This is a genomic window from Mesoflavibacter sp. (assembly GCF_964226795.1).
Lineage (GTDB): Bacteria > Bacteroidota > Bacteroidia > Flavobacteriales > Flavobacteriaceae > Mesoflavibacter > Mesoflavibacter zeaxanthinifaciens.
This window is the reverse complement of the sequence record NZ_CAXQQP010000010.1, coordinates 153,111-170,900: the sequence shown is the minus strand read 5'-3', so window position 1 is coordinate 170,900 and position 17,790 is coordinate 153,111. Positions and strand designations below refer to the sequence as shown.

14 protein-coding genes and 1 tRNA gene are annotated in these 17,790 nt (G+C 31.9%); 7 read left to right on the top strand and 8 right to left on the bottom strand.

The window, feature by feature from the left end; translation table 11 throughout:
• Window positions 1-4: 4 nt before the first annotated feature.
• Both ACEQT4_RS09815 and ACEQT4_RS09810 read left to right on the top strand, forming a co-directional pair.
• Entirely contained in the window at window positions 5-1,237 is a 1,233-nt protein-coding gene (locus ACEQT4_RS09815) for a M48 family metallopeptidase (protein WP_370227333.1), read from the top strand.
• 55 nt (window positions 1,238-1,292) lie between these two features.
• Complete coding sequence (locus tag ACEQT4_RS09810; protein ID WP_336128446.1) at window positions 1,293-1,664, top strand: VOC family protein; 372 nt, start codon at window positions 1,293-1,295, stop codon at window positions 1,662-1,664.
• 3 nt (window positions 1,665-1,667) lie between these two features.
• Here ACEQT4_RS09810 and ACEQT4_RS09805 read toward each other — a convergent pair whose 3' ends face one another.
• Window positions 1,668-2,333, bottom strand: a complete 666-nt coding sequence (locus tag ACEQT4_RS09805) for a M15 family metallopeptidase (RefSeq protein ID WP_370227329.1) — start codon at window positions 2,331-2,333, stop codon at window positions 1,668-1,670.
• Window positions 2,334-2,376: 43 nt separating this feature from the next.
• On the opposite strand from ACEQT4_RS09805, the gene ACEQT4_RS09800 reads away from it, so the two are divergent.
• From ACEQT4_RS09800 to ACEQT4_RS09780, 5 genes are all read left to right on the top strand, one after another.
• Window positions 2,377-2,736, top strand: a complete 360-nt coding sequence (locus ACEQT4_RS09800) for a MauE/DoxX family redox-associated membrane protein (RefSeq protein WP_370227327.1) — start codon at window positions 2,377-2,379, stop codon at window positions 2,734-2,736.
• 2 nt (window positions 2,737-2,738) lie between these two features.
• Window positions 2,739-3,332, top strand: coding sequence for an alpha-ketoglutarate-dependent dioxygenase AlkB (locus ACEQT4_RS09795; protein ID WP_370227325.1), 594 nt, complete (start codon window positions 2,739-2,741; stop codon window positions 3,330-3,332).
• Window positions 3,333-3,715: 383 nt separating this feature from the next.
• Entirely contained in the window at window positions 3,716-4,639 is a 924-nt protein-coding gene (locus ACEQT4_RS09790) for an alpha/beta hydrolase (RefSeq protein WP_370227322.1), read from the top strand.
• A gap of 580 nt (window positions 4,640-5,219) precedes the next feature.
• A complete protein-coding gene (locus tag ACEQT4_RS09785; protein ID WP_027880696.1) occupies window positions 5,220-6,530 on the top strand; it encodes a DUF819 domain-containing protein in 1,311 nt (436 codons plus the stop codon).
• A 49-nt stretch (window positions 6,531-6,579) separates the two neighbouring features.
• Window positions 6,580-7,281, top strand: coding sequence for a DUF4369 domain-containing protein (locus ACEQT4_RS09780; RefSeq protein WP_370227319.1), 702 nt, complete (start codon window positions 6,580-6,582; stop codon window positions 7,279-7,281).
• Between the two features lie 110 nt (window positions 7,282-7,391).
• Here the strand turns inward: ACEQT4_RS09780 and ACEQT4_RS09775 are convergent.
• The 7 genes from ACEQT4_RS09775 to ACEQT4_RS09745 all read right to left on the bottom strand — a co-directional run bounded on the left by ACEQT4_RS09775 (window position 7,392) and on the right by ACEQT4_RS09745 (window position 17,431).
• Window positions 7,392-7,465: transfer RNA gene (locus ACEQT4_RS09775), tRNA-Thr, on the bottom strand.
• Between the two features lie 56 nt (window positions 7,466-7,521).
• A complete protein-coding gene (locus tag ACEQT4_RS09770) occupies window positions 7,522-7,791 on the bottom strand; it encodes a hypothetical protein (protein ID WP_027880698.1) in 270 nt (89 codons plus the stop codon).
• An 86-nt stretch (window positions 7,792-7,877) separates the two neighbouring features.
• Window positions 7,878-8,288 (bottom strand): 6-carboxytetrahydropterin synthase, encoded by a 411-nt coding sequence (locus ACEQT4_RS09765; RefSeq protein ID WP_304143995.1) that lies wholly within the window; start codon window positions 8,286-8,288, stop codon window positions 7,878-7,880.
• A gap of 3 nt (window positions 8,289-8,291) precedes the next feature.
• Complete coding sequence (gene idi, locus ACEQT4_RS09760; protein ID WP_027880700.1) at window positions 8,292-8,810, bottom strand: isopentenyl-diphosphate Delta-isomerase; 519 nt, start codon at window positions 8,808-8,810, stop codon at window positions 8,292-8,294.
• 136 nt (window positions 8,811-8,946) lie between these two features.
• Window positions 8,947-10,863 carry an OmpA family protein gene (locus ACEQT4_RS09755; protein WP_370227315.1) on the bottom strand — a complete coding sequence of 639 codons (1,917 nt, stop codon included), beginning with the start codon at window positions 10,861-10,863 and terminating at the stop codon, window positions 8,947-8,949.
• A 15-nt stretch (window positions 10,864-10,878) separates the two neighbouring features.
• Entirely contained in the window at window positions 10,879-11,811 is a 933-nt protein-coding gene (locus ACEQT4_RS09750; RefSeq protein WP_370227313.1) for a type IX secretion system membrane protein PorP/SprF, read from the bottom strand.
• 61 nt (window positions 11,812-11,872) lie between these two features.
• Window positions 11,873-17,431 (bottom strand): gliding motility-associated C-terminal domain-containing protein, encoded by a 5,559-nt coding sequence (locus tag ACEQT4_RS09745; RefSeq protein WP_370227310.1) that lies wholly within the window; start codon window positions 17,429-17,431, stop codon window positions 11,873-11,875.
• Window positions 17,432-17,790 lie beyond the last annotated feature (359 nt).

Sequence of the window (17,790 nt, the reverse complement as noted above, 5' to 3'; positions counted from 1 at the left end):
TATCATGAATCACACTACCCTATTCTATATCATCATCGCAATTATAAGCATTAATTTTATTATTGATAAAATTTTAGATGCGCTTAACGCGAAACATTATAATGACCAATTACCCAAAGAACTACAGGATGTTTATGATGAAAACGAGTATAAAAAATCACAACGCTATAAAGCTACTAACTATCGTTTTGGGATATTAACTTCTACATTTTCTTTTGTGCTAACGTTGGCGTTTTTCTTTTTAGACGGTTTTGCTTTTGTTGACCAATTAGCTAGACAAATTACAGACCATAATATTTTGGTAACGCTTATCTTTTTTGGAATTATAATGATAGGTAGTGATATTTTGACCACGCCATTTTCTTATTACAAAACCTTTGTGATTGAAGAACAGTTTGGGTTTAATAAAACTACTAAAGAAACCTTTATTTTAGATAAAATTAAAGGTTGGTTAATGACCATAATTGTTGGCGGAATCATACTAGGCATCATCACATGGTTTTATCACACAACTAAAGATTTATTCTGGATTTATGCTTGGATTTTAGTATCTGTTTTCACCATTTTTATCAACCTATTTTATTCGCGATTAATAGTACCTATTTTTAATAAACAAACACCTTTAGAAGACGGAAGTTTGCGTGATGCAATTTCTAAATATGCTGAAAGTGTTGGCTTTAATCTAGATAAGATTTTTATCATTGACGGTTCTAAACGAAGCACAAAAGCCAATGCCTATTTTTCTGGATTTGGAAATGAAAAGCGTGTGACACTTTACGATACTTTAGTTAATGATTTAGATGAAGATGAAATCGTTGCAGTACTAGCGCATGAGGTTGGTCATTACAAGAAAAAACACATTATTTTTAATTTAATTTCTTCTATTTTACTAACAGGTTTCACACTTTTTATATTGTCATTATTAATTGACAATCCTATGCTTTCTGAAGCTTTAGGTGTACAAGAAACAAGCTTTCATATCGGGTTAATTGCATTTGGTATTTTATATAGTCCGCTTTCTGAAATCACAGGATTAATCATGAATTGGTTTTCTAGAAAGTTTGAATACCAAGCAGATGACTATGCAAAAAACACCTACAAAGCAGAGCCTTTAATAACTTCACTTAAAAAGTTATCTAAAAACAGTCTTAGTAATTTAACGCCTCATCCTGCGTACGTGTTTATGCATTATTCTCATCCTACATTGTTAGAAAGAATTAAGAATTTAAAACAGTAACCCAATTTTGATAAAAATTACCTATCTTCAAAACTTCATTTTAAAAAATTAGATAATGAAACTTGGCGCATTTTCAGTTAGTCTTGCTGTAAAAGACATACATAAATCAAAAGCATTTTATGAAAAATTAGGCTTTACACCTTTTGCTGGAGAGATAGAAAAAAATTATTTAATCATGAAAAATGGTAACGCGCTTGTAGGATTGTTTCAAGACATGTTTGATAAAAACATATTAACTTTTAATCCTGGATGGGACGAAAGTGCTAATAAATTAGAAGATTTTACAGATGTAAGAGATATCCAGAAACACATCAAATCTTATCAAATACCTTTAATTACAGAAGCTGACGAAAGCAGTTCTGGTCCAGCAAGTTTTGTGATTTTAGATCCTGATGGTAATCCTGTTTTGATTGATCAGCACGTCTAAAAACTATTCTACTAAAAAATCAAAATATTGGTTTTTAAACGGCTCATTTCTTAATGTAAAATGCCACCATTCTTTCGGGTAATTTCTAAAACCGTTTTTAAGCATAACATTTTGTAAACGTTGTCTGTTAGCGATTTGTTTTTCGGTTAGATTAGTATTGCTTACCCAAGATTCTGGTCCAAAAAAATCAAAAGGAGATCCCATATCTAGTTCTTCACCAGTTTCTAAATTCACTATAGTTACATCTAAAGTGCTACCACTACTGTGTCTAGATTTTGATGCAATGTAACCTTCTTTAAATAAATTACGCTTATTTACTTTTGGGTAGTAATGCATTTTCATCATTGTATCATTAACTTGTTTTGCCCAACGAACAAAATGATTAACTGCACGTTGTGGTCTGTAAGCATCAAAAACTTTTAGAGTTAAACCTTCTTTTTTTAAATCGGCTTGTACCTTTTTTAAGGCTTCTACTGTTTGTGTTGTTGTAATCACAACTTCGTTTACATAGCCATCTATTTGTCCTCCAACAAAATTATTATCATAGCAATAACGTAATTCAACTTTTAAATTAGGTAAACTATCTTGCGCATATACAAAGCCTTTAGGTAGTTGGGCAAAAGTGAGTTGAGTTATAAAAAATAATAAAAGAGTTAGGCTAAATTTCATGATAAATAAATTATAGGTTAAATTTATAAAATAAAAAGTTACTATGATTTATCCTTGGCATCTTTACGCTATGGCGTGTATGTATATTTTGGCTGGAATAATGCATTTTGTAAAACCTAAAATGTATATGCGCATTATGCCTAATTATATTCCTAATCACAAATTAATGGTATTACTTAGTGGTGTTGCCGAAATTATTCTTGGTGCAACGCTATGCTTTCCCTTAACAAAAAACACAGCTATTTATGGTATTATTTTAATGCTAGCTGTTTTTTTTACTGTTCATTTCTATATGCTTTCTAATGAAAAAGCTAGTGCAGGTTTACCAAAATGGGTATTAATTTTACGCATTCCATTACAATTCTTTTTAATGTATTGGGCATATTTTTATTTACAATTTTAAAAATGCTTTTTCCTGAAGACATATCATTAAATTTACCAGATTCTGACATTAAATACTATCCAGACTTTTTTAATAAAAAAGAAGCAGACGCCTATTTTAATTCGCTTTTAAAACATATAAATTGGCAACAAGATGATATAACTGTTTTTGGAAAAACCTATAAACAACCTAGACTAACTGCACTTTTTGGCAACAATGGTAAGCCTTACAGTTATTCAAATATTACAATGCATCCGCATGTTTTTACAGAAGAACTACAGCAAATAAAAGATAAAGTCGAAACTAAAGTTAACACAAAATTTACCACGTGTCTTGCTAATTTATACCGAAACGGAAACGACAGTAATGGCTGGCATGCAGATAATGAAAAAGAATTAGGAAAAAACCCAATAATTGCTTCTGTTAGTTTTGGAGCAGAACGATACTTTCATTTAAAACATAGACAAGATAAATCTTTAAAACAAAAACTATTACTTCAGCATGGTAGTTTACTTTTAATGCAAGGTAAAACCCAACACCATTGGTTACATCAAATTGCAAAAACTAAAAAAGATATTGGTCAGAGAATAAATCTAACCTTTAGAATTATTAAATAGAAATTATTAAAAACAAAAGAGTCAAGGTCCCTCAACCTTGACTCTATGCTATTTGGCATCTTATATATTGGTCAGATTTAGGGTCTCTATATCTAATCAAGATGCAAATATTAATTAATTAATCCATTGAACTAAAAAGTATGTAATTCTTAGTACGTGTCAAACATAATATTATTTCCTTTTCAAATAGTTTAAAAACACAAATATTCGATGAAATACACTTAATTTTAACATTTATCGATTAAAAACACAAAATAAGGGATTAAAAACAATATTTAAAATTATTAATTCGATAACTATCGATAAAATAAATTCAGTTATTTTTGTACATGTTAACACTATAAATTGGCATCTTTTTTGACAATTTTTAATTAAAAAATAATATGAAATTTTTAGTTCTTTTTATTTCGCTTTGTTTTAGCTCTACACTTATAGCACAAGAATCTAGTTTTACAAAACAAGACATTTCTGTAAATAAACATATAGATGGTACATTATTATCACCAAATAATGTCAAAAAGCCTAATTTAGCTATTATAATTGCAGGATCTGGACCTACCGACAGAGATGGTAATCAAAATTTTTTAAAAAATAACAGCTTAAAAAAATTAGCTGTAAATCTTACCAATAACAATATTGCTACATACAGATATGATAAACGTATTGTTAAACAATTAAAATCTAACAATTTAGATAAAAATATAATTTTTGATCATTTTGTTACAGACGCAAAATCTGTAATAGATTATTTTAAAAGCACTAAAAACTTTAATAAAATTTATGTTATTGGGCACAGTCAAGGTAGCTTAGTTGGTATGCTAGCTGCTAAGGACCGTGCAGATGGTTTTATATCTTTAGCAGGTGCTGGACAAAGTATTGATCAAGTTATTATAGAACAAGTCAATAAAACAGCACCTAATTTTACAGAAGATACTAAACGTATATTTAAAACTTTAAAAGAAGGTAAAACAACTACAGATTATCCTATGGCATTATCTTCTATATTTAATATCGAAATCCAAAAGTTTATGATAAATTGGATGAAATATAATCCAACAGAAGTCTTAAGTACTTTAAACATACCTATTTTAGTTATAAACGGAACTAAAGATTTACAGGTAAGTGAAACTGAAGCTAAACTTTTAAAAGAAGCTAATAAAGATGCTACTTTAAAAATAATAGAAAATATGAATCACGTACTTGTTACTATAGAAGGTGATGATTTAGAAAATTCAAAATCATATGCAGAAACCCAAAGACCTATTGCAGAAGGATTAATTGATACTATTACAAATTTTATTAAATAGTTAAATGGCAACATACCTAAATAGAAAAAGCATCCTAAAAAGGATGCTTTTTCATACTAACCAACCAAAAATATAAGTAATCTTTACTCGTTAATTAAGGTAACCACACCTTTTACTAAGTCATCATAAATAATTACATATTATATAAATCAAATGCTGTGCCAAACTTTATTTTGACATAAAATAGAAAAAGCACCTCAAAATGAGATGCTTTTTCGTACTAACCAACCAAAAATATGAATAATCTTTGCTATTTAATTATGGTAACCACACCATAATTACGTCTTCACAAATATTACATATATTTAGTCTATATAATACTGATTTCCTTACAATTAGAATTTAAAAGTTTTGTTAAAGTTTATTATATAGAAAAAGCACCTCAAAAAGAGATGCTTTTTCATACTAACCAACCAAAAATATGAGTAATCATTACTCGTTAGATCAGGTAACCACACCTTTACCAAGTCATCATAATTAATTACACTTTAAATAAAACAAATGCTGTGCCAAACTTTATTTTAAGTCCTTTTTATTACAGTTTTATTTGATTATTTTGCGGTAACTATAAAACTAAACTATGAACGAACCATTATTTACAAACGACACTATCGTTTTTGGAATATTAATGTTAGCACTTGGTGCTATTTTTTACACAGAGTCTTTAAAAGGTGGCTTTTGGGAGAAATTTTATAAAATAGTTCCTGGGTTATTTATGGCTTATATGCTTCCTGCAGTTTTAACTACTGTAGGTTTAATTGCTCCAGAATGGGAAACTACTAACACAGACACTGGTGAAATAACAAAACATAGCACAAACCTATATTATGTTGCAAGTAGATACCTTTTACCAGCTGCTTTAGTACTTATGACTTTAAGTATTGATTTAAAAGGTGTTTTTAATTTAGGTTGGAAAGCGCTAATCATGTTTTTTACAGGTACAATAGGTATTGTAATTGGAGGACCTATAGCTATTTTATTGATTTCTGCTTTTTCTCCAGAAACTGTTGGCGGTGTTGGTCCAGATGCTGTTTGGAGAGGATTATCAACCCTTGCAGGAAGTTGGATTGGTGGCGGAGCTAACCAAACTGCTATGCTAGAAATTTACGGTTATAATCAAAAACTTTATGGCGGAATGGTCTTTGTAGATATTGTTGTTGCTAATTTATGGATGGCGCTTCTTTTAATAGGAATAGGTAAAAGAAACGCTATTAACAAATGGTTAAAAGCAGATACATCTTCTATTGAATCCTTAAAAGAAAAAATGTCTTCTTTTACAGATAGCGTAAAACGTAATCCTTCTTTAACAGATTTAATGCTAATGGCTGCAATCGCTTTTGGTACTGTTAGTGTAGCCCATCTATTTGCTGGTATTTTAGCTCCTTTTTTCAAAAACATTGTTGATGGTATAGAAAACCAAACTTTAAAAAATGTATTTACCTTTTTAGACAGTTCTTTTTTCTGGATGATAAGTATTTCAACTATAATTGCCATTTTACTTTCTTTCACAAAAGCTAGAAATTATGAAGGTGCTGGCGCTAGTAAATTTGGTAGTGTATTTATCTATATTTTAGTAGCAAGTATTGGTATGAAAATGGATTTAACCTTAATATTTGACAATGTTGGTTTAATTGCAATTGGATTAGTTTGGATGTCTATTCATGCGCTACTTTTAATTTTTGTAGCAAAAATTATTAAAGCACCTTACTTTTTCCTAGCTGTAGGTAGTCAAGCAAATGTTGGTGGCGCTGCATCGGCACCTATTGTTGCTTCTGCTTTTCATCCATCATTAGCTACAGTTGGTGTACTATTAGCTGTTTTTGGTTATGCAGTTGGTACTATAGCTGCAATTGGCTGTACAATTTTAATGCAATTAGCTTCTGCTGGTTAGTATTTTTGTGATTTTTATAAGATATTTGCCCACTAAAAATTAAATAAAAATGAAAAAAATCTTAGTACTACTTCTTGTAACACTTATTTTTTCTTGCGGTGATAGCGGAAAAAAACTTACTGTTGAAGCTACCGTTAAAGGTTTAAAAAAAGGTACTGTTTACCTAAAAAAAGTAATTGATACAACTTTAGTTACTGTAGATTCTGTAACTGTAAATGGCGATTCTAACTTTACATTACAAACAGAGATTGATGAGCCAGAAGTATTTCATTTGTATTTAGATAAAAACTCTAAAGAAAATGATCGTATATCTTTCTTTGGTGATAAAGGTGTAACCAAAATTTACACCAAATTAGAAAACTTTAATTTTTACGCTAAAATTGAAGGTTCTAAACAACAAGAACTTTACCAAGAGTATCTAGAAATGATGAATAAAATAAACAACAAAAACTTAGATGTTTTTAAAGAAAATCTAGATGCTTTAAAAAATAAAGATTCTGCTGCTATAAAGAAAACAGAAAAGGCTTTAGAAGGCTTTACAAAAAGAAAATATTTATATGCTGTTAATTTTGCTATTAATAATAAAGATAGTGAAGTTGCTCCTTATATAGCTTTATCTGAAATTTATGATGCTAGATTAAACTTACTAGATACGATTAATAAAGTACTAACTCCAGAGATTAAAAACTCTAAATATGGTAAGCAGTTAGAAGACTATATAAGTAAACGAAAAGCTGAAGAAACTAAATAAAATAACAGAAATAATTAAAAAAGCCATTCAAAATTGAATGGCTTTTTTTATGATTAAATATCAACTTTTATTAATAAAAAAAGCTTCTCATTTTATTGAGAAGCTTTAAGAGCCGATGGAGGGACTCGAACCCACGACCTGCTGATTACAAATCAGCTGCTCTAGCCAGCTGAGCTACATCGGCAAAGCGAGTGCAAATATAATTTGAGAAATGATATTTGCAAACTTTTTTTTAAAAAATTATCCTAATTTGTTAATTCTTTCTATTAACGCTCTACCTTTGTCTTCTAGTTCTTGTTGAATACCTTTAAAGTGAACTTTCTTATTTTCAACATCTTTAGCGTTTACTTTTGCTATTAACTCGTCAAAAGTTGTTATTGCATCATCAATAATTTTTTCACTTTCTTTTGTGTCTTTATCTGTATTTGCATATTCCCAGATATAAACAGCTTCAATAATATCTCCTAAAACGTAATTAATGTCTTTTTTTAGGTCTCTTTTATTTGCCATGATAATTAAAATTTAATTTGCGCAAAGCTACATATAAAGTTTATTATCTTCACTATATAACTTAGTTTTTGATAGTTTTATTCTAATTATTTTGAAGGATAAGTTACATAATTGCGTGGTGTTTCGTACAAAGTAACTTGTAGTTCAAATTTTGGATCTAATTTGGCTTTAATTTTATTATAAACTACGACAACTATATTTTCTGCTGTTGGGTTTAAGTTTTTAAATTCTGGTACGTCTACGTTTAGGTTTTTATGATCAAAAGCATCTTCTACCTCTTCTTTTATGATATCTTTTAATATTTTCATATCAATTACATAACCTGTTTCGGGATCAATATCTCCTGTTACATGTGCAATTAGCTCGTAATTATGACCATGAAAGCTTGGGTTATTACATTTGCCAAAAACGTCATTATTTTTGTCTTCTGTCCAGTCTTTTCTATACAGCCTATGTGCGGCATTAAAATGTGCTTTTCTGCTAACGGTTACTTTCATTGATTAATGCTTTATAAATTCGTAAAACTTTTCAAAAATAATCTTAAACCATGCGGTATATAGTTCTGGATGCTGTTCTATATCTAGCTTTACTTCGTCTAAAGACATCCATTTCCAAGCTTCTACTTCGTCTTTATTTATGTTTGGCTCATCATTATAATAACCAACCATAATGTGGTCAAATTCGTGCTCTGTAAGACCGTTTTCAAAAGGTGCTTTGTATATAAAAGAAGTTTTTTCTTCTAGCTCTGTTACAAAGCCCATTTCTTCCATTAACCGCCTTTTTCCTGCTGCTATGTTACTTTCTCCTTCACGTTGGTGACTACAACATGTGTTTGTCCATAAACCTGGCGTATGATACTTGGTTAATGCACGTTGCTGCAACATTAATTGGTTTTTATCATTAAATACAAATACTGAAAACGCTCTATGTAGCAATGCTTTTTCATGTGCTTCCATTTTAGGCATTAATCCTATTTGCTCGTCTTTTTCGTTTACTAAAATTACTTTTTCTTCTGCCATCTTATTTTTTAAGTCTAACAAATTTACAAAATACGAAATTTGTTCTGAGTCCTTTTAGGCAATATTTAGTAATATAATTTTAGAGCATAAAAAAGTGCTTCTTTAGAGAAGCACTTTTTTTTATTTATTTTATGTTTTAATTACTAGTAACTATAAACATACTTCTTCTGTTTTGTTGATGTTCTTCTTCTGAACATTTTACACCGTTAGAACAACGGTTTACTAATTGTGTTTCTCCATATCCTCTACCTGATATTCTACTCGGGTCAATATTACCTTTTTGGATTATCCAATTTTTTGTAGACTCGTTACGTCTTTGTGATAACGCAATATTATATTGGTCGGTTGCTCTAGAGTCTGTATGTGATTGGACATCTATATTTACTGTTGGATACTTCTTTAAGTAATCTATTACTTTTTGTAATTCTACTTGTGCATCTGGTCGAATGTTAGACTTATCAAAGTCAAAATAAATTGGGTTTAAGTCTAGTTCTGTAAATAGATCTTTACCTACTGGTAAAGGTTCATTTTCAGTTTGTTTAAGGTTTAGTTTTAAAACTACATCTTCTTCTTTAGATGGGTTTATTTTAAAGGTTTCTTCAGATTGTATAAATTCATCTTTAGAAGCTATGACCTTATACGTTTGTTTTTTACAACTTCCTTCATAGCTGAATGCTCCGTTTTGGTCTGAAGTTAGGTTTTGTACTTCTACACCTTTTTCGTTTAAAATAACAACGCTAGCGTAAGGTATAATTGCGTTTGTTCTTTTATCTACTGTTGTACCAGAAATAAAACGTGTACAATATTCTCTTGTAAATTTATAGATGTCGTCATCTCCTTTTCCGTTATAACGGTTTGATGTTAAATAACCTTCGTTAGTGTTTTCATCTATTATAAATTCAAAATCATCTCTTGAGCTGTTTATTGGTTTACCTAGATTTGTAACAGCAACTTTAGTCGCTTCTAGATTACTCATAAATACATCTAAACCTCCAAGACCTTGGTGTCCGTCTGATGAGAAATAAAGTGTTCCGTTATTGCTTATAAACGGAAAATTCTCTCTTCCTTCTGTGTTAATTGTTTCACCTAAATTAACAGGATCACCATATGTACCGTCTTCGTTTATATCTACATAAAATAGGTCTGATTTACCATAAGTACCTGGCATATCACTAGCAAAGTATAAACGTTTTTCATCTACACTTAAAGCTGGATGTGCTACATTATAATCGTCATTATTAAATGGCATACTTTCTATATTTGTCCAATTACCATCTACTAATTGTGCTTTATAAATTTTTAATCCATTAACTTTTTCGTTGCTTTTTCTTGCTTTACCTCTAAAATAATTGTTTCTGGTAAAGTACATTGTATTACCATCTTTTGTGAAAGAGGTTGAAGACTCGTGATATTTTGTATTTATATTTTCTGAAAGTTTTTCTGGCTTACCTTCACTTTCATTTATATAATAAAGGTCTAAAAATGGTTGCTCGTTCCATTTATAAAGTTTTCCATCTCCTCTTGATGATGCAAATACAATTCCTTCTTTATAAAAGGATGTTCCGAAATCTGAAAAACGAGAATTAAAATCTAGATTTTCTAATTCAAAATCTCCTGATAATTCTTCTATTGTCTCTAAATAATTTGGAGATTTTTTAAATAGAATTGCTCTAGAGTCATTTGGTTTAAGTACTGCAAATTTTTGCATATATTCATTAGCTTTATCGTAATTACCAATAGCTTTTAAAGCCATAGCATAACGATAATAATATTCGTATTCTACAACAATGTCTTTAATTGCAAAAAGTTCTCCGTACCATTTTGAAGCATCTTCCATTTTCACATTAAAATAGTAAGCATTGGCAAGTTTTTTTAAAACTTCTGGTGTACGATTACCGTCTTCTACTAATTTTAATAATGCTTTAGTTGTTTCTATATATGATAACTTGTCGTATTTTTTTTCAACTTTTGCAGATATACCGTTATCTTGAGCCTTAAAAGTTGAGAACGATAATATCGAAAAAACTGTAAGTATGATAATTTTATTTTTCATAAGTATTGTGTTCTTTTAGAAGAATCTTGGTGATAAAATCTTTGTTACATCTCTTGGTTCGAATCTAAGAAAAACTTCAAATGAACCTTGCTGAAATTGTGTTTGTCCTAACTCGGTCGTTTCTCTATCATAACCAAAGCCTAACATAAAGCTATCTGAGAGCTGGTAGCCTAACATACCACTAACCGCTGCATCCCATCTATATGCTAATCCAAATGTAAATTTTTCTTTTAAAAGTGCATTTATAGACAAATCTGCTGCTAATGGTGCACCTTGAACACCTTTTAGTAAAAAGGCTGGTTTTAATTTTAAATCAGCATTTATATCAAAAACGTATCCTGCTATCAAGTAAGCATTTATTCTTTCTTTTGCTTGAGATAAAGAGGCTTCATCAAAGTGCTTAGTCTCTAAAATATTTGGAACAGAAAGTCCTACGTACCAACGATCTGCTTTACGGTAATAGATACCTGCTCCAAAATTTGGAGAAAATTTATTTTCTATATCTGATTGCAGCAAAACATCTCCTCCATTATACTGACTTAATTCTGAATAGTTTACATCTAAAAGATGTCCTCCTACTTTCAAACCAAAAGCTAGTTTACTTTCTTCTGATAGATTTATTGTGTAAGAAAAATCTGCATCGACATAAGTTTCTTGTGTTGGACCTATTCTATCATTTATTACAGATAACCCTAACCCTATTTTACTATCTTCTGCAATTGGGGAATGGATATTAAAAGTTCCTGTATCTGGAGCTCCATCTAACCCTACCCATTGTGTACGGTAAAGTAGTAAGGCGCTAATACCATCTCTAGATCCAGCGTATGCAGGATTTATACTCATTGTATTATACATATACTGAGTATACTGAGCATCTTGTTGAGCTGTAACATTACTTACAAACAAAGAACTTAAGAGAAGTGCTAAAATTAAAATTCTATTTTTCATTATAAAAAAGATATATTTTTAGATAAGAGGCTATTTATAAATAGCCTCTATTACTTATAATTTAACGTTGAATATATAGATATCCTGCTTTAGATTTAGTTTCGGTTCCGTTGTTATATTCAATAACATAGTAATAAGTACCTACTGGCAATTGTTTTTCTGTTTTAATAGTTGCACGTCCATTAGATTCTCCTTTGAAGAATTGTCCGTTTTGACCATATCCTGAAACTTCATAAACAATTACTCCCCATCTGTTATAAATCCTAACAGTGTTTTCTGGATATAATTCTATATTTCTAATAATGAAAACATCATTATCTCCGTCTCCGTTTGGTGTTACTGCATTAAATACTTCTAAATCGTCTTCTGAAGGTGAAGCATTATTAAACCCTAAGTAATCTGGTAGTAACTGATCGCCATCACTATCTACTGCATCATCACCAAAACCAACTCCGTCATTATTAGGATCAGGATATTCATCTTCTGTTAATATACCATCTCCATCATCATCAGTATCTAAATAATCTGGTGTTCCATCTTCATCAGAATCGTCGTTAGTTGGGTCTCCATCACCTTGTGGATCAACTTCTCCGTCTGAGTCATCTACATCTCCATAATCTTCATTTATAGTATCAACACCATCTCCGTCATCATCAGGATCTAACCAGTTTGGTATTCCGTCTCCGTCAGTATCACCGTAAGGTAATTCTGTTCCGTTAGGCACATTATCATTATCACAATCTGCGTCTAACCATGCTTGAGACTGAGATACATCAGAACTACTTAAATAATCAAAATCACAAGGATCTAATGGATTAGTACCATCTTCTAATTCTGTTCCGTTGAAATACCCGTCACCATCACAATCTGAAGAAATCCAAGGTTCTGCTTGAGTTTCTGTAATACTTTCTGGATTGTAATCACAAGGATCTGTTGGATCTGTTCCTTCTAGAACTTCAACTGAACTTAAAACACCATCTCCATCTGAATCTCCATCTGGTTCATAAGTAATTGTTACTATTGCTTCATTAGATATATTACCATCATTATCTTGAATAGTGTAAGTTATAGGTGTTGGATCTCCGTTAAACCCTGATTCTGGTATAAATGTAAGTATACCTAATTCATCTATTACCCAAGTTCCTTCTCCTGGCACTACTAACGTATCATTATCTCCATCTCCATCTGTATCAGTTGCTCCTGGTGTTGTTATGCTTACAGAACCTAAATCTAATGTTCCATCTGGATCAACATCTTGACCATTACCGTTATCGGCTATTATATCTATAACTACTGTAGAGCCAAAAGGATTTAGTAAACTGTCGTCGTCTTCTGCTATTGGATTTTGAGTTTCGTAATCAATAGTTACAATAGCTTCGTTAGATACATTTCCATCATTATCTTCTACAGTGTAACCAATTGGTGTTGGGTCATCTGTAAATTCAGATTCAGGGATAAATGTTATCACTCCTGTAGTTGGATCTACTATCCAAGTTCCTTCGCCTGGAACAACTAAAGTGTCATTGTAACCGTCACCATCAGCATCTATAGCTGAAGGATCTGTTAAATTAACAGTAGTTGAATCTATTGTCCCGTTTGGATCAGAATCATTATCTACAACATCTACAGATACATTTGTATTACTTGCTACTCCTGTTACTGTATCATCTATAGCTATCGGAGTACATCCTCCAGCATCTACAAATGGATCACAAGCATCATTTGGATTACTAGTTCCTGTTGGAACTAATGGTGTGTTTGGATCATCAATTCCTGTTGTTTCCTCACAGTCTGTTAAGCCGTCTCCATCAGTATCGGTACTATTGATTCCGATTGGATCACATTGATTGTTTGGATCGAATGGTCCTGGTCCATATGTGTTTGGATCTTCTGGCGTGTTTGGATCATCAATTCCTGTCGTTTCCTCACAGTCTGTTAAGCCATCTCCATCAGTATCGGTACTATTGATTCCGATTGGATCACATGGATTGTTTGGATCGAATGGTCCTGGTCCATATGTGTTTGGATCTTCTGGTGTGTTTGGATCATCGATTCCTGTTGTTTCCTCACAGTCTGTTAAGCCATCTCCATCAGTATCTGTTGCATCTGGACAAGGCTCTGGTGCATACCCATCATCGGTGGTTGTGTTTATGCCTTCAACTACGGTTACCGTCTCTGGATCTGAACCTGTTGTGGTTAACGTATCTGTAATGTCTGCTGGTAAGGTTGTCTCATCTACATCTACCGTTGCATCGCCTACTGGAATATCTGTTGCTGTCCAATCTCCATTGGCATCTGTCGTTACTGTCGTTGGGTTACCATCGACATCTGTTACTACAACATCTACACCTGCAATTCCTGCTTCGCCTGCATCTTGTACGCCATTTCCGTTGGTATCTTCAAATACTGTTCCGCTTAAGTCGCCTAATGCTGGTGCATAACCATCATCGGTAGTTGTGTTTGTGCCTTCAACTACGGTTACCGTCTCTGGATCTGAGCCTGTTGTGGTTAAGGTATCTGTAATGTCTGCTGGTAAACTAGTCTCATCTACATCTACCGTTGCATCGCCTACTGGTATGTCGGTTGCGGTCCAATCTCCATTAGCATCTGTGGTTACTGTTGTTGGGTTACCATCAATATCGGTGATGATTACTTCTACACCTGCGATGCCTGCTTCGCCTGCATCTTGTACGCCATTTCCGTTAGTATCTTCAAATACTGTTCCGCTTAAGTCGCCTAAACAAGAGTTTATATTATCATCTAAAGAACTACCTATATTCTGTCCTCCTGAAACTGAATCAGGAACTCCATTTGAATCAACACTTCCTAATATTTCACCTTGAGTATTAACGCTTGAAGATGTAATAGAAGCGTCACCTTCAATAGCATCAAAACATCCATCTGCATCTGAATCATTATCTAAATGATTTGGTATTGTATCTGAATCTGTGTCTAATGGTAGACAATAAATTAACTCATAAATTTGTAGCGTTACATTTCCTGCATTTCCATTATTTTTACCAACATAAATTTTAATTTCATCTAAAGGACCTTGTACTGAAACTTGTATGCTATTATTAGGAGCATTATTGCCACCTGCTGTACTAAATATTGTTTGATTTACAATTTGTCCGTTTGCGCCAAGATTAATATCCGTAAGAGTTACGGGTACATTTGAACCGGCATTAGTAGCTTGAAAATCTACTCTATCTGCATTATCAAGACCTCCATATTTAAAATTAAGATTATAAATAGGCTCTGAAAAAGTCAAAGTATAAATACCTTTATCTCCAACAGAAAAATTAGTATTGCTTACTTGCGTATTTATATATTCTCCATCTACACCTGCAACTGTTTGACTTGAAACACCAGATGCCCATGTTGTATTACCTTCTATTTGATATGTAAACGTTGCGCTAGCTGAACCATAATTATAGATACTGTTTACTACACCTGGATTTGAAGTATTATCTGAGAACGTTTGTCCCAATAGTACAAACGTTGGAGAGCAATTAAGCTCTAAAGTATCAATTATACCATCATTATCATCATCATTATCACAAAAGTCTGATATATTATCATTGTCTGAATTTGTATTTCCTGAAGCTGAAGCGTTACATTGATTTACACATAAACTAACTCCATCTGTCGCTTGAATATAAGTTACAAGGTAATCTGGAGTACCATCATTTCCTGGGTCAACAGTTGGAGACAATCCATCTGCATCGCCACTTAAGTCTGTAAATTGAAAATTTGGGCTTGTATCTGTTGTTGCGTTAGATTCGTATGCATCAGAGCATCCATCTCCATCAGTATCTAAATCAAACTGATTAATTATTCCGTCTCCATCTAAATCATACTGATCACTTATACCATCTCCATTGGCATCTATAAAACCTGAAAAATCAGGATCGAAGTAATTAGCTGCTCCATCTCCATCTTCATCTGCTAATGGATCTTCATTATTATTCTCTGTAACATCTAAAACTCCATCATTATCATCATCAATGTCTGTATTATCTAAAATACCGTCATTATCATTATCACATAAAGGTATTTCAATTGACGATGGAGTTGTAGATCTTGTTGATCCATAAAACCAAGTATTAATCACACGAGTGTTTCCAAAGTCATCACATAAAACGGCATTAGTATTATTACCGCCTTGGCTGATAGCAGGTACAGAATCGTCTGGATTACTTGAACTCCATGCGTGAGCAGGTCCAAAAGTACCATCTAATAGACCTTCTCTGCTAAATGCAGGATTTACTGTTGTTATATTATTTAAAGCATTACTACCTCCTGCTACATTACATCCAGTTCCGTCGTTAGTAACCGTAACAGCTCTATCATCCCAAAACATTTGTTTACTTCCTGCTGTTGGAGCAATCCCATTAATACTTAAACCATTAATATTTAATTCGGCATCAATCATAGGGACATTAGTACGTCCTATATATGATACAACCGTTACAGTTGTTGCATTTGTTGTTACTGGGTTACCTAAACCATCATTACCATCCCATGGAATTAATTTTTGACCTGGTGTATTTTCATAAACTTCAATTAAAACATCTTCTGTCCCTGATTGATAACCAGCCACACCATTAAAGTCTAAGATTATAGCTGTATCTTGAGCTAATATTAATGTTATTGGTATAAAGTAATTACCAGGACAACCTAAAATTTTATCAGCAACTACAGGGTTTGGCTCAATACTAGGTATAAACACATTTTGATCTGGTTCTGTAATAAAGACTTGATAACCATTATCAAGATTTACTGGAGTACCTAATCCATATGTTTGCGATCTTCTTGTTGTTAGGAAATCGTTCGACATATCGTCATCATCATTAACCACTCCAAATCTATTCATTGCTAATTGGTAACCAAATGGTCTGAATCCTGGTTCAAACTGAACTTGTACTATTACTTGATCATCTGTATACGCATAAAAATCTCCTTCAAAAGAAGCTACATCTGATGGATTAGGAACATTTGGTGTCGTTGCATTATTATCAGCATCTTCAACTCTATATGTAATAAAACTCCACTTTCTTGACCATATTCTTCCTTCTACTTGGTTGTTTGAAGCATCAGAAACAGTAAAATCAAAATACGGTAAAAAATTAATTCCTCCAGGAGCAGTATTAACAGCAGTTGCACCTCCATCATTACTAGAATAAAGTTCAATGTAATAATCACCGTTTGCTGATGGATTAAATGTTATAGGATTATAACCTGCAGGTGTTGCTCCTCCAATATTTGGTCCTGCAACAGCAGAAGCATAATTTGGTATATAACCTGCAGCCGTACCATTGTTTGTAAACAAAGTAGCAGGTGTTTGTGGCACACCTGCTGCGTTAAATATTCTATAATAAAAATTAGTTAACAAAGGATTATTTCCTCCTGCATACGAATTTCTTATTCTTGCCTGAACTCCAAAATAAAGATTCTCTACCGAAGCATCAGCTATAGTAAAATAAAGTCTTTCAGTTTCAGGAGCTCCCAGATATGGACCTACATTACCAGCATCTGTTCTTATATAAATTGCTGTACCATTAGTTGAATTTGGCATTACTTGTTTAGTTCCATCTGCTAAAACAGATGACACAAACATTAAAGAAAAAGTACAAAAAAGGGCTATTAACTTAATTCTTTTGGAGAAAGTAAAAATGTTCATATTTATATGAATAATGTTAAGAATATTATAATACTATATAAAACCCATAAACTAAATTTAATTAAACTAAACTTTAGTTACAGGCACTCTGTTACTCTAAAAAAAATGACAATCAGTTATTTACACATATTAAATTACCCTAAGGGAAGGTAATTGCACAATGCTAAATTATGTCGTTTTGGTTAAAGAAACCTTAAAATGTTCTAAACAAATATCATTTTTCGATGAAATGCAATTTTCTGTCTACCAAAAGAAATTTCTCACAATATGAATGATTTATCAGTTCTTTTGACATT

Excerpts from the sequence above, each read along its gene's own strand:
- ACEQT4_RS09790 (WP_370227322.1), top strand. The coding sequence starts at position 3,716 with ATGAAATTTTTAGTTCTTTTTATTTCGCTTTGTTTTAGCTCTACACTT.
- ACEQT4_RS09810 (WP_336128446.1), top strand. The coding sequence starts at position 1,293 with ATGAAACTTGGCGCATTTTCAGTTAGTCTTGCTGTAAAAGACATACAT.
- ACEQT4_RS09750 (WP_370227313.1), bottom strand. The coding sequence starts at position 11,811 with ATGAAAAATAGAATTTTAATTTTAGCACTTCTCTTAAGTTCTTTGTTT.
- idi (WP_027880700.1), bottom strand. The coding sequence starts at position 8,810 with ATGGCAGAAGAAAAAGTAATTTTAGTAAACGAAAAAGACGAGCAAATA.
- ACEQT4_RS09755 (WP_370227315.1), bottom strand. The coding sequence starts at position 10,863 with ATGAAAAATAAAATTATCATACTTACAGTTTTTTCGATATTATCGTTC.
- ACEQT4_RS09795 (WP_370227325.1), top strand. The coding sequence starts at position 2,739 with ATGCTTTTTCCTGAAGACATATCATTAAATTTACCAGATTCTGACATT.
- ACEQT4_RS09800 (WP_370227327.1), top strand. The coding sequence starts at position 2,377 with ATGATTTATCCTTGGCATCTTTACGCTATGGCGTGTATGTATATTTTG.
- ACEQT4_RS09785 (WP_027880696.1), top strand. The coding sequence starts at position 5,220 with ATGAACGAACCATTATTTACAAACGACACTATCGTTTTTGGAATATTA.
- ACEQT4_RS09815 (WP_370227333.1), top strand. The coding sequence starts at position 5 with ATGAATCACACTACCCTATTCTATATCATCATCGCAATTATAAGCATT.
- ACEQT4_RS09780 (WP_370227319.1), top strand. The coding sequence starts at position 6,580 with ATGAAAAAAATCTTAGTACTACTTCTTGTAACACTTATTTTTTCTTGC.
- ACEQT4_RS09770 (WP_027880698.1), bottom strand. The coding sequence starts at position 7,791 with ATGGCAAATAAAAGAGACCTAAAAAAAGACATTAATTACGTTTTAGGA.
- ACEQT4_RS09765 (WP_304143995.1), bottom strand. The coding sequence starts at position 8,288 with ATGAAAGTAACCGTTAGCAGAAAAGCACATTTTAATGCCGCACATAGG.
- ACEQT4_RS09805 (WP_370227329.1), bottom strand. The coding sequence starts at position 2,333 with ATGAAATTTAGCCTAACTCTTTTATTATTTTTTATAACTCAACTCACT.
- ACEQT4_RS09745 (WP_370227310.1), bottom strand. The coding sequence starts at position 17,431 with ATGTTTGTGTCATCTGTTTTAGCAGATGGAACTAAACAAGTAATGCCA.